The organism is Pseudomonas sp. 58 R 3, from assembly GCF_900006605.1.
GTDB lineage: Bacteria > Pseudomonadota > Gammaproteobacteria > Pseudomonadales > Pseudomonadaceae > Aquipseudomonas > Aquipseudomonas salomonii.
The window spans coordinates 63,028-80,392 of record NZ_CVTT01000023.1 but is presented as its reverse complement, the minus strand read 5'-3'; the positions used below and the strand labels follow the sequence as shown (position 1 = coordinate 80,392).

At 64.1% G+C, this 17,365-nt stretch carries 5 protein-coding genes; 2 read left to right on the top strand and 3 right to left on the bottom strand.

All coding sequences use genetic code 11. The features are described from left to right. Positions 1-195 precede the first annotated feature (195 nt). Together BFP92_RS02430 and BFP92_RS02425 are read left to right on the top strand one after the other, a co-directional pair. Positions 196-948, top strand: a complete 753-nt coding sequence (locus BFP92_RS02430; protein ID WP_065911512.1) for a thioesterase II family protein — start codon at positions 196-198, stop codon at positions 946-948. Positions 949-999: 51 nt separating this feature from the next. After that, on the top strand, positions 1,000-13,890 hold the full coding sequence (locus BFP92_RS02425) for a non-ribosomal peptide synthetase (protein WP_065911510.1): 12,891 nt from the start codon (positions 1,000-1,002) through the stop codon (positions 13,888-13,890). 117 nt (positions 13,891-14,007) lie between these two features. Here BFP92_RS02425 and dsbG read toward each other — a convergent pair whose 3' ends face one another. The 3 genes from dsbG to dsbD are packed head-to-tail and all read right to left on the bottom strand — an operon-like array spanning position 14,008 to position 17,323. Continuing rightward, on the bottom strand, positions 14,008-14,769 hold the full coding sequence (gene dsbG, locus BFP92_RS02420; RefSeq protein WP_065911508.1) for a thiol:disulfide interchange protein DsbG: 762 nt from the start codon (positions 14,767-14,769) through the stop codon (positions 14,008-14,010). After that, positions 14,745-15,596, bottom strand: a complete 852-nt coding sequence (locus BFP92_RS02415; RefSeq protein ID WP_065911506.1) for a TlpA disulfide reductase family protein — start codon at positions 15,594-15,596, stop codon at positions 14,745-14,747. The genes dsbG and BFP92_RS02415 overlap by 25 nt, the downstream gene beginning before the upstream one ends. Further along, entirely contained in the window at positions 15,596-17,323 is a 1,728-nt protein-coding gene (gene dsbD, locus BFP92_RS02410; RefSeq protein WP_065911504.1) for a protein-disulfide reductase DsbD, read from the bottom strand. The genes BFP92_RS02415 and dsbD overlap by 1 nt, the downstream gene beginning before the upstream one ends. Between the last annotated feature and the right edge of the window lie 42 nt (positions 17,324-17,365).

The window sequence follows — 17,365 nt, the reverse complement described above, 5'->3', positions numbered from 1 at the left end:
GACGAACTAATCTTATGCTTTCTTGTTGGGTGTGAACCACGTCTCGCTCGCCCCCGGCGACTAATTATTTGCCGGGGCCGTCCGTTCTTCTGGGTGACAGGTCCGTTAGCGAACGGCCAGGGATCAGCACCCGCAGGAGGGCGAAATGGGTTTTTATCGTGCAGGCCGCGTGTTTCAGTTTGGAGGCCGCGACCAATGAGCGTTTCCACGCGATTGCGCCTGTTCTGCCTGCCCTACTCGGGTGCCAGCGCGATGGTCTATGTGCGCTGGCGCCGGGCGCTGCCTGACTGGTTGCAGGTGTGCCCGCTGGAGCTGCCGGGTCGCGGCATGCGCATGGATGAGCCGTTGCAGCGCGATATCAAAACCTTGGCGGCGCAGCTTGCCGACGAGATCGGTCGTGACCTGGGTAGCCCTTATGCACTGTTCGGCCACAGCCTGGGCGGCCTGCTGGCATTTGAACTGGCGCATGCCCTGAAGGCACGCAATCTGCCCGCGCCGCTGGCGTTATTTGCCTCCGGTACCGCCGGCCCGGCGCGCCGCGATGTCAGCGAATACGCGATTGAAAAGACCGATGAACAACTGATCGCCCGCCTGCGCGAGCTGCAGGGCACCGCCGAAGAGGCCCTGGCAAACCCGGAATTGATGCAGTTGATGCTGCCGATTCTGCGCGCCGACTTCCTGCTGTGCGGCAGCTTCACCTATGGCGAGCGCGCGCCGCTGGGCATGCCGATCCACGTATTTGGCGGCAAGCAGGACAGCGTACGCGCCGACCAGTTGCTCGACTGGCAGCTCGATGCCGCCAGCGGCTTTTCCCTCGACATGTTCGACGGTCACCACTTCTTCCTCGTGCAGCACGAAAGCGCGGTGCTGCGCTGCCTGCGCCGCTATGCCGACGAGCACCTGGCCCGCTGGCGCAATGATGCGGCGCGCCAACTGGCTGCCGTTTAGCACAGCCCCAATTCCCGATTTTCCCGTAAGCCGATTTCAGGCAGGAACCCCATGATGGACGCCTTCGAACTTCCCCGCACCCTGGTCCAGTCCCTTCAACACCGCGCCGCGCAGACCCCGGACCAGGTGGCCCTGCGCTTCCTGGCCGAATCCGCCGCAGACAGCGTTGTGCTCAGTTACCGCGACCTCGACCAGCGCGCCCGCACCATCGCCGCCGCCTTGCAGGCCAATGCGGCATTGGGCGACCGTGCGGTGCTGTTGTTTCCCAGCGGCCCGGATTACGTCGCGGCGTTCTTTGGTTGCCTGTACGCCGGGGTTATCGCGGTGCCGGCCTATCCGCCGGAGTCCACCAAGCGCCATCATCAGGAGCGCCTGCTGTCGATCATCAGCGATGCCGAACCACGCCTGCTGCTGACCATCGCCAGCCTGGCGGACGGCCTGGCGCAGATCGAAAACGCGCCACCGGTATTGAGCGTCGATACGCTCGAAAACGCCGGCAATTGGGTCGAACCCGAGCTGCAAGCGCACGACATCGCCTTCCTGCAATACACCTCCGGCTCCACCGCACTGCCTAAAGGCGTGCAAGTCAGCCACGGCAACCTGGTGGCCAACGAAGTGCTGATCCGTCGCGGCTTCGGCATTGATCTGCACCCGGATGATGTGATCGTCAGCTGGCTGCCGCTGTACCACGACATGGGCCTGATCGGCGGCTTGCTGCAACCGATCTTCAGTGGCGTGCCCTGTGTGTTGATGTCGCCGGCGTACTTCCTCGGCCGGCCATTGCGCTGGCTCGAAGCGATCAGCGAATACGGCGGCACCATCAGCGGCGGGCCGGATTTCGCCTATCGGCTGTGCAGTGAGCGGGTCAGTGAAACCGCGCTGGAACGTCTGGATTTGAGCAAGTGGCGCGTGGCCTATTCGGGTTCTGAGCCGATCCGCCTCTACACCCTGGAACGCTTCGCCGAAAAGTTCGCGGTCTGTGGTTTCACCCCGAACAGTTTCTTCGCCTCCTACGGGCTGGCCGAGGCGACCTTGTTCGTTGCCGGTGGCTCCCGTGGTCAAGGCATCCCCGCGTTGCGTGTGGATGAGCAGGCGCTGGCCGCCAACCGTGCCGAACCGGGGCAGGGCAGCGCGATCATGAGTTGCGGCACCAGCCAGCCGGAGCATGCGGTGCTGATCGTCGATCCGCACACCCTCACCGAACTGCCCGACAACCGTGTCGGCGAACTCTGGGCCGCCGGCCCAAGCATCGCCCACGGCTACTGGCGCAACCCCGAGGCCAGCGCCAAAACTTTCGTGCAACACGCCGGCCGCACCTGGCTGCGCACCGGCGACCTGGGCTTTATCCGCGACGGCGAGGTGTACATCACCGGCCGCCTCAAAGACCTGCTGATCGTGCGCGGTCACAACCTGTATCCGCAGGACATCGAGCAGACCGTCGAGCGCGACGTCGAGGTGGTGCGCAAAGGCCGGGTCGCGGCGTTTGCCGTGAATCACCAAGGCCTGGAAGGCATCGGCATCGCCGCAGAAATCAGCCGCAGCGTGCAGAAAATTCTGCCGCCCGACGCCTTGATCAAGGCGATTCGCCAAGCGGTGGCCGAGGCGTATCAAGAAGCCCCGAGCGTGGTGGTACTGCTCAACCCCGGCGCCTTGCCCAAAACCTCCAGCGGCAAGGTGCAGCGTTCGGCCTGCGCGCTGCGTCATGCCGATGGCAGCCTCGACAGCTACGCGCAGTTCCCGAATCTGCAAGCCCAGGCCAGTCAATCGCTGCTTGAATCCGAGCTGCAAAAGCAGATTGCAGCGATCTGGTGCGAACAGTTGCAGGTCGCAACGGTCGCGGCCGATGACCATTTCTTCCTGCTTGGCGGTAATTCCATCACTGCCACCCAAGTGGTCGCGCGCCTGCGTGAAACCCTGGGCCTGGAGCTGAACCTGCGCCTGCTGTTCGAAGCGCCGACGCTCTCGGCGTTCGCCGCCAAGGTGGCGCAGCTGCAGCAGGACGGCGGCATTGCTCAAGGCGCGATCCAGGCCTTGTCACGCCAGGATGACCTGCCGCAATCCCTGGCACAGAACCGCCTGTGGATCACCTGGCAACTGGACCCCCACAGCAGCGCCTACACCATCCCCGGCGCCCTGCGTTTGCGCGGCGAGCTGGACGAGGATGCGGTGCGCGCCAGCTTCCAGCAATTGATCCAGCGCCACGAAGCCTTGCGCACACGCTTCTATGAGCGCGATGGTCAAGCCTTCCAGCGTGTCGAGGCCAGCACGGGTTTCGAGCTGCAAGTGATCGACCTCAGCGACCTGCCAACCACCGAACGCGAAGCCCGCGCGCAGCAGATCCGCGAAGACGAGGCGCGCACCCTGTTCGACCTGGAAAAAGGCCCGTTGCTGTGGGTAACGCTGGTGCGCCTGGACGATGAAGATCACCAACTGTTGGTGACCCTGCATCACATCATCGCCGACGGTTGGTCGCTCAACATTCTGATCGACGAATTCTCGCGCCTCTACGCCGCCGCGATCCAGGGCCAAAGCCTGAAGCTGCCGCCACTGGCCCTGCAATACGCCGACTACGGCAGCTGGCAACGCCAATGGCTGGCCGAAGGCGAAGGCCAGCGGCAATTGGCTTATTGGAAGGCGCAATTGGGTGACGAGCACCCGGCCCTGAGCCTGGCCACCGACCATCCACGCGCTGCGCCGCGCATCAACAGTGCCTCGCGCCATAGCGTGCGCTTGAACGCAGCGCTCAGCGAAGCGATTCGCCAGGTGGCTCAAGCCCATGAGTCCACCCCGTTCATGGTGTTGCTGGCGGCGTTCCAGAGCCTGCTCTACCGCTACAGCGGCCAGCGCGATATCCGTATCGGCGTGCCCAACGCCAACCGCCCGCGCCAGGAAACCCAAGGCCTGATCGGCTTCTTCATCAACACCTTGGTGCTGCGCGCCGAACTGGACGGGCGCCTGCCATTCAATCAGCTGTTGGCTGCCACGCGCCAGGCTGCACTGGGTGCCCAGGCCCACCAGGACCTGCCCTTCGAACAGCTGCTGGAAGCCTTCCCCCAGGCTCGCGAACAAGGCCTGTTCCAGGTCATGTTCAACCACCAGCAGCGCGACCTGAGCGCCTTGCGCCGCTTGCCGGGGATGCTTGCCGATGAGCTGCCATGGCATAGCCGCGAAGCCAAGTTCGACCTGCAACTGCACTCTGAAGAAGACCGCAACGGGCGCCTGAGCCTGGCGTTCGACTACGCCGATGAGCTGTTCGACAGCGCGACCATCCAGCGCCTGGCCGAGCACTTCATCAGCCTGCTGCAAGCAGTGTGCGAGCAGCCCGAGCAAGCCATCGGCGACCTCAAGCTGATGCACACAGACGAGCAGCAACCATGGAGCGAAGCTCCGTGTGCCCCGGCTCAGCAGTGGTTACCCGAATTGCTCGGCCAACAGACTTCGGACAGCACCGCGCTGGTCTGGCAAGACGGCAGCCTGACCTTCGCCCAATTGCACACTCAGGCCAACCGCCTGGCTCACTACCTGCGTGACAAAGGCGTCGGCCCGGATGTGTGCGTGGCCATCGCCGCCGAGCGTTCGCCGCAACTGCTGATTGGCCTGTTGGCAATCATCAAGGCCGGTGGCGCCTATGTGCCCCTCGACCCGGATTACCCCGCCGAGCGTCTGGCCTACATGCTCAAGGACAGCGGCGTGCACCTGCTGCTGACTCAAACCGCACTGCTTGAACTGCTGCCGGCCACCGAAGGCGTGTGCGTGATCGCCATGGACAGCCTGCACCTGGACAGCTGGCCGACCCAGGCGCCGGGCCTGCATTTGAATGGCGACAACCTCGCTTACGTTATCTACACCTCCGGCTCCACCGGCCAGCCCAAAGGCGTGGGCAATACCCATGCGGCGCTGGCCGAACGCTTGCAGTGGATGCAGGCCACCTATCAACTGAACGACACCGATGTGCTGATGCAAAAGGCGCCGATCAGTTTTGACGTGTCGGTGTGGGAGTGCTTCTGGCCGCTGATCACCGGCTGCCGCCTGGTGCTGGCCGGCCCTGGCGAACATCGCGACCCGCACCGCATTGCGCAGCTGGTACAGGAACATGGCGTGACCACGCTGCACTTTGTGCCGCCGCTGTTGCAGCTGTTTATCGATGAGCCACTGGTGGCTGAGTGCACCAGCCTGCGGCGTCTGTTCTCCGGCGGTGAAGCCTTGCCTGCCGAGCTGCGTAACCGCGTGCTGGCGCAGTTGCCGGCGGTGCAACTGCACAACCGATATGGCCCGACCGAAACCGCGATCAACGTGACCCACTGGCATTGTCACGCCGAGGACGGCGAGCGCTCGCCCATCGGTCGGCCGCTGGGCAATGTGATCTGCCGCGTGTTGGATGAGCAACTCAACCCGTTGCCGGCCGCTGTGCCGGGCGAGCTGTGCATCGGCGGCATCGGCCTGGCGCGCGGTTACCTGGGCCGCGCCGGGCTGACCGCCGAGCGTTTTGTCGCCGACCCGTTGGGCGAACCCGGCACACGCCTGTATCGCACCGGTGATCGCGTGCGTTGGAGCGCCGATGGCGTGCTCGAATACCTCGGCCGCCTTGATCAGCAGGTTAAATTGCGTGGCTTTCGCGTAGAGCCTGAAGAAATCGAAGCCCGTATGCTGGCGCTGGACGGCATCGCTCAAGCCGTAGTGCTGGTGCGTGACGCACAACTGATTGGCTACTACACCGCGCAGATGGAGCTTGCCGAGCAGGACGTAAAAGCCGCCCTGGCCGCTGATCTGCCGGAGTACATGGTGCCCGCCTTGCTGATGCGCCTGGCCGCCATGCCCCTGAGCCCCAGCGGCAAACTCGACCGCCGGGCCTTGCCCGAACCGGTGTGGCAAACCCGTGAACACATCGAGCCTGCAACGCCGCTGCAACAACAAATCGCCGCGATCTGGCGCGAAGTGCTGGGCTTGCCACGTATCGGCCTGGGCGACGACTTTTTCGCCCTCGGTGGCCATTCGTTGCTGGCCACGCAAATCATCTCGCGCACCCGTCAGGCCTGTGACGTCGAATTGCCGTTGCGCACCTTGTTCGAAGCCAGCGAGCTGGGCACATTTGCCGAGCAGGTCGGCTTGATCCAGGCCTCTGGCCAACGCAATCAGCAAACCGCTATTGCCAGGGTCGACCGCAGCGCGCCGGTGCCGTTGTCCTATTCCCAACAACGCATGTGGTTCCTCTGGCAGATGGAACCCGACAGCCCGGCCTACAACGTCGGCGGCATGGCGCGCCTGCGTGGCGTGCTGGATGTGGGGCGTTTTGAGGCCGCGTTGCAAGCCTTGATCATGCGCCACGAAACCCTGCGCACCACCTTTCCGAGCGTCGATGGCGTGGCGTACCAAAAGGTCGCGGCGCAAACCGGCCTGCGCATGGACTGGCAGGATTTCTCCGCGCTCACCGACGCTGAGCGTCAGCAGCGCCTGCGGGATTTCGCCGATCAACAAGCCCACACGCCGTTCAACCTGGAAACCGGGCCGCTGTTGCGCGCCTGCGTGGTCAAGGCCGGCGAGCAGGAGCACTACTTCGTGCTGACCCTGCACCATATCGTCACCGAAGGCTGGGCCATGGACATCTTTGCCCGTGAACTCGGCGCGCTGTACGAGGCGTTTATCGACGAACGCGATTCGCCGCTGGCGCCGCTGGCGGTGCAATACCTCGACTACAGCGTGTGGCAGCGCCAGTGGCTGGAGGCTGGCGAGCGCCAGCGTCAACTGGACTACTGGACCGCACAGCTGGGTCACGAGCATCCTTTGCTGGAACTGCCCGCCGACCGCCCACGCCCGCCGGTGCAAAGCCATCAGGGCGAGCTGTACCGCTTTGACCTGAGCGATGATTTGGCCGCTCGCGTGCGTGCCTTCAATGCCGAACGCGGCCTGACCTTGTTCATGACCATGACCGCCACCCTGGCGGTGCTGCTCTACCGCTACAGCGGCCAGACCGACCTGCGCATCGGCGCGCCGGTGGCCAACCGCATTCGCCCGGAAAGCGAAGGGCTGATCGGCGCGTTCCTCAACACCCAGGTGCTGCGTTGCCAGCTCGATGGGCAGATGAATGTGGCCGAGTTGTTCGAGCAGGTGCGCCATACCGTGATCGAAGGCCAGTCGCACCAGGACCTGCCATTCGATCATCTGGTGGAAGCCCTGCAGCCACCGCGCAGCGCGGCGTATAACCCGCTGTTCCAGGTGATGTGCAACGTGCAGCGCTGGGAATTCCAGCAGAGCCGCCAACTGGCGGGCATGACGGTTGAGTACCTGGTCAACGATGCGCGGGCGACCAAGTTCGACCTCAACCTGGAAGTCACCGACCTCGACCATCGCCTGGGTTGCTGCCTGACCTACAGCACCGACTTGTTCGACGAGCCGCGCATTGCGCGGATGGCCGCTCATTGGCAAAACCTGTTGGACGCGTTGATCGCCGATCCGCAACAGCGACTGAGCGAGTTGCCCTTGCTGACCGCCACTGAGCAGCGCGCCTTGCAGAGCAGCCTGGGTATCGAGGCGGGTGAACACCGCTTGGATCAGTGCCTTCACCCGCTGTTCAGCCAACAAGCTTTGGCCCGGCCCGATGCACCGGCGTTGACCTTTGCCGGGGTGACGCTCAGCTATCGCGAACTGGACGAGCGCGCCAACCGCCTGGCGTGGATGCTGCGCGAGCGCGGCGTTGGCCCGCAGGTGCGGGTTGGCCTGGCGCTGCCGCGCTCGCTGGAAATGGTCATCGGCCTGCTGGCGATTCTCAAGGCCGGCGGCGCTTATGTGCCGCTGGACCCGGAATACCCGCTCGACCGCCTGCACTACATGATCGAAGACAGCGGCATCGGCCTGCTGCTCAGCGATGCGGCGATGTTCGAAGCCCTTGGCGAATTGCCGGCGACGGTCGCGTGCTGGTGCCTGGAAGATGACTTGCCGGTGTTGGCCAATTACCCTGCCGACGCGCTGCCGTTTATCAACTTGCCGCAACATCAGGCGTACCTGATCTACACCTCCGGCTCCACCGGCAAGCCGAAAGGCGTGGTGGTGTCCCACGGTGAAATCGCCATGCATTGCCAGGCCGTGATCGAGCGCTTTGGCATGCGCGCGGATGATTGCGAGCTGCACTTCTACTCCATCAACTTCGACGCCGCCACCGAGCGTTTGCTGGTGCCGCTGCTCAGCGGTGCGCAGGTGGTGTTGCGCGCCCAAGGCCAGTGGGATGCCGAAGAAATCTGCGCGCTGATCCGCGCCCATGGCATCACTATTCTCGGCTTTACCCCCAGCTACGGCAGCCAGTTGGCGCAATGGCTGGCGACCCAGCAACAGACTCTGCCGGTGCGCATGTGCATCACCGGCGGCGAGGCACTGACCGGCGAGCACTTGCAGCGCATCCGTGCAGCGTTCCAGCCCGAGCTATTTTTTAATGCCTATGGCCCGACCGAAACCGTGGTGATGCCGCTGGCCAGCCTGGCGCCGCAGGTATTGGAAGAGGGCGCCGCCAGCGTGCCGATCGGCAGCATCATCGGTGCTCGCGTGGCCTATATCCTCGATGCCGACCTGGCGCTGGTGCCCCAAGGCGCGACCGGCGAGCTGTATGTCGGCGGGGCAGGTCTGGCCCAGGGTTATCACGAACGTGCGGGCATGACGGCCGAGCGGTTTGTCGCCGATCCGTTTGCTGCCGATGGCGGCCGTTTGTACCGCACCGGCGACCTGGTGCGCCAACGCGCCGACGGCCTGGTGGAGTACCTGGGCCGTATCGACCATCAAGTGAAGATTCGCGGTTTCCGTATTGAACTGGGCGAAATTGAAACCCGGCTGCTGGAGCACGCAGCCGTGCGCGAAGCCGTGGTGCTGGCGCTGGATTCAGCCAGTGGTAAACAGCTGGCGGCCTACCTGGTCAGCGACGCCGACCCTGCTGCCTTGCGTGATGCACTCAAGGCGCACCTCAAGGCGCAGCTGCCGGACTACATGGTGCCCGCGCACCTGATCGTGCTCGACAGCATGCCGCTGACCGCCAATGGCAAACTCGACCGTCGCGCCTTGCCGCAGCCCGACCCTGAGGCCAATCGCCAAACCTACGTGGCGCCGCGCAATGAGCTGGAGCAAAGCCTGGCGGCCATTTGGTGCGCGGTGTTGAACGTGCAGCAAGTCGGCCTGGACGATAACTTCTTTGAGCTGGGCGGTGACTCGATCCTGTCGATCCAGGTGGTCAGCCGTGCGCGGCAGGCCGGGATTCATTTCAGCCCACGGGATTTGTTCCAGCACCAGACCGTGCAAACCCTGGCCGCTGTGGCCACGCGTACCGAACAGGTGACCGCCGAGCAAGGCCTGCTCACCGGCAGCTCGGGCCTGACGCCGATCCAGCACTGGTTCTTTGATACCGAGATCCCCAACCGTCAGCACTGGAACCAGGCATTGTTGCTCAAGCCCCTGCAATTGCTGGAGCCCCATCGCCTGGAGCAAGCGCTGCTGGCGGTGCTGGAACATCACGACGCCTTGCGCCTGAGCTTCTCCAAGCGCGACGCACACTGGCATGCCGAGCACTTGGCCGTGCCCCAAGGCGGCGTGCTGATGCAGGCGCAAGTGCGCGACATGCAGGGTTGCACCGCGCTGTTCACTGACACTCAACGCAGCCTGAACCTTGAGCATGGCCCCCTGTTACGGGCTTTGCTGGTGGACGGCCCGCAAGGCCAGCAACGCCTGTTGATCGCGATTCATCACCTGGTGGTGGACGGCGTGTCGTGGCGCGTTCTGCTGGAGGACCTGCAAACGGTTTACCGCCAGTTGAGCGACGGCCAGTCCGTCAGCCTGCCGGCCAAAACCAGCGCATTGCGCGATTGGGCTGCGCGCTTGCGCGCTTATGCCGGCAGCGAATCCCTGCGTGAAGAGTTGAGCCTGTGGCAAGACCAACTGGCCGGTCCTGCGGTGGAACTGCCAGTGGCGCGGGCACAGGGTTCGCTGCGCAACCGCGAGGCTGAGACCGTCAGCGTGCGCCTGGGCGCCGAACACACCCGCCAGTTATTGCAACAGGCGCCGAGCGCGTATCGCACCCAAGTCAACGACCTGCTGCTGACCGCCTTGGCCCGCGTGCTGTGCCGCTGGACGGGGCACGCCTCGACCTTGATTCAACTGGAAGGCCATGGCCGTGAACCCCTGTTCGATGAGATCGACCTGACCCGCAGCGTCGGCTGGTTCACCAGCGCTTACCCGCTGCGCCTGACACCGCACGCCGGGCAGGGCGACTCGATCAAGGCCATCAAGGAACAACTGCGCGGCGTGCCGCATAAAGGCCTGGGTTATGGCGTGCTTCGCTACCTGGCGGACGACCAGTGCAAGCAGGCCATGGCCGCGCTGCCGACGGCGCAGGTCACCTTCAACTACCTCGGCCAGTTCGACCAGAGCTTCGGCGCCGATGCACTGTTCCACCCGCTGGATGAATCGGCGGGCCTGGCCCACGACCCGGATGCGCCGCTGCCCAATGAGCTGAGTGTCGACAGCCAGGTGTATGGCGGTGAGTTGCTGCTGCGCTGGACCTTCAGCCGTGAGCGCCATGACCCACAGACCATCCGTGAACTGGCGCAGGCGTACTTGAGCGAGCTGCAAAGCCTGATCGCGCATTGCCTCAACGACGAGGCGGGCGGCCTGACGCCGTCCGACTTCCCGCTGGCGCACCTGACTCAAGCACAGCTCGACAGCCTGCCGGTGCCGGCCAATGTCATCGAAGACGTTTACCCGCTGACGCCGATGCAGGAAGGCCTGCTGCTGCACACCTTGCTGGAACCGGGCACCGGCCTCTATTACATGCAGGACCGCTACCGCATCAACAGCGCTCTGGACCCCGAGCGTTTCGCCCAAGCCTGGCAGGCGGTGATCGCCCGGCATGAAGCCTTGCGTGCGTCGTTCTGCTGGAACGTCGGCGAGGACATGCTGCAAGTGATCCACAAGCCGGGCAGCACGCCGATTGACTACCTGGACTGGAGCAATGACCCCGAAGCCGAACAGGAGCCGCGTCTGCAAGCCTTGCTCAAGGCCGAGCGCGAGGCCGGGTTTGATCTGCTCAACCAGGCGCCGTTCCACCTGCGCCTGATCCGCGTCGGTGAAGCGCGCTACTGGTTCATGATGAGCAACCACCACATCCTCATCGATGCCTGGTGCCGCTCGTTGCTGATGAATGATTTCTTCGATATCTACATGGCCTTGGGCGAGGGTCGCGATGCCCAATTGGCCACGCCGCCGCGCTACCGCGATTACATCGCCTGGATGCAACGCCAGAACCTGAATGAAGCACGCCAGTGGTGGCAACAGAACCTGCAAGGCTTTGAGCGCACCACGCCGATCCCGAGCGACCGGCCGTTCCTGCGTGAACACGCCGGCCACAGCGGCGGCATGGTGGTGGGCGATTGCTACACCCGCCTGGATGCCCGCGACGGTGCGCAATTGCGCGAACTGGCCCAGGCCCATCAACTCACCGTCAACACCTTCGCCCAGGCGGCGTGGGCCTTGGTGCTGCGGCGATTGAGCGGTGAGCGAGACGTGTTGTTCGGCGTCACGGTGGCCGGGCGCCCAGTGGAAATGCCCGAGATGCAACGCACCGTCGGCCTGTTCATCAACAGCATCGCGCTGCGGGTGAAACTGCCGCAAGACGACCAGCCTTGCAGCGTGCGCCAGTGGCTGAGCGGCCTGCTCGACAGCAATATGCAACTGCGCGAATACGAGTACCTGCCGCTGGTGACTATCCAGGAACACAGCGAACTGCCCAAGGGCCAGCCGCTGTTCGACAGCCTGTTCGTGTTTGAAAACGCGCCGGTGGAAGTGTCGGTGCTGGACCGTGCGCAAAGCCTGAATGCCACCTCGGATTCCGGCCGCACCCACACCAACTTCCCGTTGACGGCCGTGTGTTATCCGGGCGATGACCTCGGCTTGCACCTGTCCTACGACCAGCGTTATTTCGATGCAACCACCGTGCAAGGCATGCTCGGCGAGTTCAAGCGTCTGTTGCTGGCGTTGGTGCAGGGCTTCCATGGTGATATGGCCGACCTGCCGCTGATCGGTGAGCAGGAGCGGGCGTTCCTGGTCGACGGTTGCAACCAGAGCGAGCATGACTACACGCTGGCGCGCAGTTACATCGAGCTGTTCGAAGCGCAGGTGGCGCAGCATCCGCAGCGCATCGCCGCCAGTTGCCTCGACCAGCAATGGACCTACGATGAATTGAACCGCCGCAGCAACGGCCTGGGCTACGCGCTGATTGAGGCCGGTGTCGGGCTGGATCAGCCGGTGGCGCTGCTGGCCGAGCGTAACCTGGATTTGCTCGGCATGATCATCGGCAGCTTCAAGGCCGGTGCCGGTTACCTGCCGCTGGACCCTGGCCTGCCAAGCCAGCGTTTGAGCCGCATCATCGACCTGAGCCGCACGCCGTTGCTGGTGTGCACTGAAGCGTGCCGCGAGCAGGCGATTGAATTGCTGGACGGCACCGACTGCCAGCTGCTGGTCTGGGAAGAAGTGCCCGGCCGTGGGCAAAACCCGGGCATCTACAGCGCGCCGGATAACCTCGCCTATGTGATCTACACCTCCGGCTCCACGGGGTTGCCCAAAGGCGTGATGGTGGAACAGCGCGGCATGCTCAATAACCAGTTGAGCAAGGTGCCGTATCTGCAACTGAAAGAGGCAGATGTGATCGCGCAGACCGCTTCGCAGAGCTTCGATATTTCCGTGTGGCAGTTCCTCGCCGCGCCGCTGTTTGGCGCGCGGGTGGATATTGTGCCGAACAGCATCGCCCATGATCCGCAGGGTTTGCTGGCGCATGTGCAGGCCCAGGGCATCACTGTGCTGGAGAGTGTGCCGTCGCTGATCCAGGGCATGCTCGCTCAAGAACGCATGAGCCTGGACGGCTTGCGCTGGATGCTGCCGACGGGTGAAGCCATGCCGCCGGAGCTGGCGCACCAGTGGTTGCTGCGTTACCCCGAGATCGGCTTGGTCAACGCTTATGGCCCGGCGGAGTGCTCGGATGACGTGGCGTTCTTCCGCGTTGACCTGGCGTCGACCCGTGGCACGTACCTGCCGATTGGCACGCCAACCGACAACAACCGTTTGTACCTGCTCGACGGTGCGCTGGAGTTGGTGCCGCAAGGGGCTGTGGGCGAGTTGTGTGTGGCAGGCACGGGCGTAGGGCGTGGTTATGTCAGCGACCCATTGCGCACCGCCCAGGTGTTTGTGCCGAACCCGTTTGGCGCGCCGGGCCAGCGGCTCTACCGCACCGGCGACCTGGCGCGGCGCCGCAGCGATGGCGTGCTGGAATATGTCGGGCGTATCGACCATCAGGTGAAGATTCGCGGTTACCGCATCGAACTGGGTGAAATCGAAGCCCGCCTGCATGAACAGCCAGAAGTGCGGGACGCGGCAGTCGGCGTGCAGGAAGGCGTCAACGGCAAGCATTTGGTGGGTTACCTGGTGGCGGCCGATGAAGCCTTGAACCCAGGTGAGCGCATGGACCGTATCAAGCAACGTCTGCGCGCGCAATTGCCGGAATACATGGTGCCGCTGCACTGGCTATGGCTCGACCGCTTGCCGCTGAACGCCAATGGCAAGCTGGACCGCAACGCTCTGCCGGCCCTGGATATTGGCCAACTGCACAGCCAGGACTACCTGGCGCCGCGCAACGAACTGGAAACCACCTTGGCGGCGATTTGGGCCGAGGTGTTGAAGGTTGAACGGGTGGGCGTGCAGGACAACTTCTTCGAGTTGGGCGGGCATTCATTGCTGGCCACGCAGATTGCTTCGCGGGTGCAGAAAACCCTGCAACGGGATGTGCCGCTGCGGGCGATGTTCGAATGCAGCACGGTGGCGGAGTTGGCCGAGTACATCGACGGGCTGGCGGCCAATGAGATCAGTGCGGAAAAGGTGGATCGGTTGAGTGATTTGATGGCGGAGTTGGAAGGCTTGTAACTGATCGTTCCCACGCTCTGCGTGGGAATGCAGCCCAGGACGCTCTGCGTCCCAAAGCGTGACGCAGAGCGTCACCTGAGGCATTCCCACGCAGAGCGTGGGGAACGATCTGATGGGCTATTTTGGCCCGAGAATCTTCACCAGCTTGTCCGGCGACGGCGCGCCTTGCTGTTGCTGCAAACCGCCCTTGTCATCGCGATAGAAAATTGCCGGTGTTGCCGACAGTTCCAGCTCTTCCATCAGCTTCATGTTGGCATCGAGCTTGGCTTCGATATCTGCCGGGATCTTGTCCAGCGCCTGCAATTTGCTGCCCTTGCCGGCGGCTTCGTGTGCTTCCAGGGCTTTTTGCGGGTCTTTGGCGGCCAGCAGCGCGGCGGATTTGCCTGGGCTGTCTTCGCGAATGATGCCGACCATGATGTGGCGCAATTGCACCTTGCCGGCCTTGACCCACGGGCGTGCCTGTTCCCAGAACATATTGCAGTACGGGCAGTTGGGGTCACTGAACAGGTAGACGATGCGCGGCGCGTTTTTGTCGCCGTCCTGGATCCAGTTGCTGTGTTCCATCTTGGCCCAGACTTCCTTGGCCATCGGCGCGTACACCAGTTTTTCCAGGGGCGCGCTGCTCAGGTCATTGCCTTGGGCGTCGTACAGGTTACCGGCCAGCACACTTTTACCGTCGGCGGTCAGGTACAGGGCCATGCCACGGTTCTGGTATTGCGCGGCGTAGCCGGTGAGGCCGCTGGGCGCGTCGAACTTGCCGAGGATCTTGGCACCCTTGGCTTCGATCTGTTTGATCGGCGCCGGCCAGTCTTCGGCCTGGGCCAGTGTGGCCGCAAGCGTCAGCGGCAGCAGGGTCAGCAGGTGGCGGAGTCTTGGCATGTCGGTTTCCTTGTGGCAGCAGGGGCAGTGTCGAAGGGTTCCATGGCACGGGCCAGGCTGGCCTGGGACAACTCGCCCAGGTGGCTGTTGATCAGGCGCCCATCGGCTTGGTAGAACAGGGTGGTCGGCAGGGCCATGGAGCCCACGGCTTGGCCAAGACGGCCACTGGCGTCGAACAGCACGTTGTCGAGGGTCAGGCCCTGGGTGGCGAGAAAGGTGCTGACGCTTTGCATGCTTTCGGCCTGGTTGACGAACAGGAAGGTCACGTCCGGGCGCTGGTGTTGCGCACGCTCCAGCACCGGCATCTCGCGGCGGCACGGCGGGCACCAGGTGGCCCAGAGGTTGATCACCAGCGGGCCGCCTTTGTAGTCGGCCAGTTGCACCACGTCGCCATTGGCGTTACGCAAGGTGATGTCCGGCAGTTGCGAGCCCTTGTCGTAAAGGCTCAGGGACACGCTGGTCAGGCCCCAGAACACCAGCCCGGTGACCACCCCGGCACTCAGCGGGGTGCGCATGGCCGGGCGGCGCCAGCCGTAGAACACGGCGCCCAGCACCAGTGCGATCACGCCGGGCCAGGCCAGGAAGCCGCCGTCGCGCAGGTCGACCATTTGCAGTGGGTCGTGGCTGTAGTCGCTCCAGTACATCAGTACAAAGCTTAAGCGTGCCACCAGCATGCCCAGCAAAAACAGGCTGAACAGCACCGATTCGGGGTTTTCACCGCCACGCTTGGCCACGCGCCAGCCCACCAGCGTGGCGAGGATCAGCGCGCTGATCAGCAGGATGTGATTCAGGGCGATGGCGAACGTACCGATGGTCAGGGTCAGCATCAGCGCGCGTCTCGGGTTTGCGTCCAGCGTTGCAGGAAGGCGGCGGCATCCACTTCGCCGGTGATGCGTTGGGCGCGACGTTCTTCACCGTCCGGGCCGATCCACACGAAGCTAGGTGGCCCCGGCACCTTGTAGCGCCCGAGCAGTTCGCGGCTGGCGGCGTTGTCGGCGGTGACGTCCAGGCGCAACAGGCGCACGTCTTTAAGCGCGTCCATCACCTGGGGTTGGCCGAAGACTTGTTTTTCCATGATCTTGCACGACACGCACCAGTCGGCGTAGTAGTCCACCAGCACCCATTGGCCCTGGGCCTTGGCGCTGTCGAGCTGGCTTTGCAGCACGGCCGGGTCGTTGATGGTCATGAAGGCGTCGTGGGCGCTGGGCGCAGCAGCCATCTTCGAGCCGCTGTAGACCTTCAACGGTTGCCACAGGTCGTCGCTGCCACCGGCCGCGCCGACTACCAGCAGCGCGCCCCACAGGCCCAGCACCAGGGAGCCGGCGCCGAATACCTTGGCCGCCAGGCCGTATTCGCGGGCCAGGGTCCAGCCGCAGTAGGCCATCACCAGCGCCAAGACGCCCCACAGGCCGAGCCACAGGCTTTCGCCGACCACCGGGCGAATCATCAGCACGGCGGTGCCGAGGAACAGGAAACCGAAGACACCCTTGAGCACGTTCATCCAGGTGCCCGGCTTGGGCAGGAAACGGTTACCTACGGTCACCAGCAGCAACAGCGGAATACCGATGCCGATGCCCATGGCGAACAGGATCAAACCGCCGTGCAGCGCGTTGCCGCTCTGGGCGATATACAGCAGGGCACCGGCCAGTGGTGCGGTCATGCACGGGCCGACCAACAGGCCGGACAGCGCACCGAGAATCCCGGCGCCGACCAGGCTGCCGCCGCTTTGCTGACGGCTGACGTTGTCCAGGCGATCACGCAGGAAAGCCGGCAGTTGCAGTTCAAAGAAGCCGAACATCGGCAGGGCCAGGATCACAAACAGCGCGGCGAAGCTGCCAAGGATCCACGGCGTTTGCAGCAGGGCGGCAAGGTTGCCGCCGAGCAGCGCGGCCAATACGCCGAGCGCCGCATACACCAGCGCCATGCACACCACGTAGCTGCTGGCCAAGGCAAAACCACGACGCGGGCTGGCACCGCTGCCGACCACCAGGCCCGCGAGAATCGGCAGCATCGGCAGCGAGCACGGGGCAAATGCCAGCAGCAGGCCCAGGCCAAAGAACACCAGCAGGCTCCAGCCCAGGCTGCGCTGTTGCAGGCCGCTGGCCAGGCTTTGGTCCTGGGCTTGTGCGGTGGCCGCTACGGCCGGGTTGCCGCCCAGGTCCACGGTGATCGACTGCGGCGGGTAGCACAGGCCCGCATCGGCGCAGCCCTGCCAGCCCAGCTTGACCTGGCCGGTGGCACCGGCCGGGATCTTCACTTCGAGGCCCTGGCGGTACACTTGCTGCTCGCCGAAAAACTCATCGCTATGGGCTTCGCCTTGCGGCAGCACGGGTTTTTCGGCCAGGCCGTCGAACTTCATGCGTTGCTGGTAAAGGTAATATCCGTCGGCAATCTGCCAATACAGCTGGGTTTCGCCGCTTTCAAGACGCTCGGAGGTAAAGGTGAACGCTTTGCCCACCGGCAGGAAGTCGGGTTTGGTCTCGAATGGATTGCCCGGCGCGGCCTGGGCGAACCCTGCGAATAACACCAGCAGAAAGGTAAACAGATGCCGCATGGTCAAGCCTTAGTTCGATGCAAGTTAGGCACACAATGTGTG

Excerpts from the sequence above, each read along its gene's own strand:
- dsbD (WP_065911504.1), bottom strand. The coding sequence starts at position 17,323 with ATGCGGCATCTGTTTACCTTTCTGCTGGTGTTATTCGCAGGGTTCGCC.
- BFP92_RS02415 (WP_065911506.1), bottom strand. The coding sequence starts at position 15,596 with ATGCTGACCCTGACCATCGGTACGTTCGCCATCGCCCTGAATCACATC.
- BFP92_RS02425 (WP_065911510.1), top strand. The coding sequence starts at position 1,000 with ATGATGGACGCCTTCGAACTTCCCCGCACCCTGGTCCAGTCCCTTCAA.
- dsbG (WP_065911508.1), bottom strand. The coding sequence starts at position 14,769 with ATGCCAAGACTCCGCCACCTGCTGACCCTGCTGCCGCTGACGCTTGCG.
- BFP92_RS02430 (WP_065911512.1), top strand. The coding sequence starts at position 196 with ATGAGCGTTTCCACGCGATTGCGCCTGTTCTGCCTGCCCTACTCGGGT.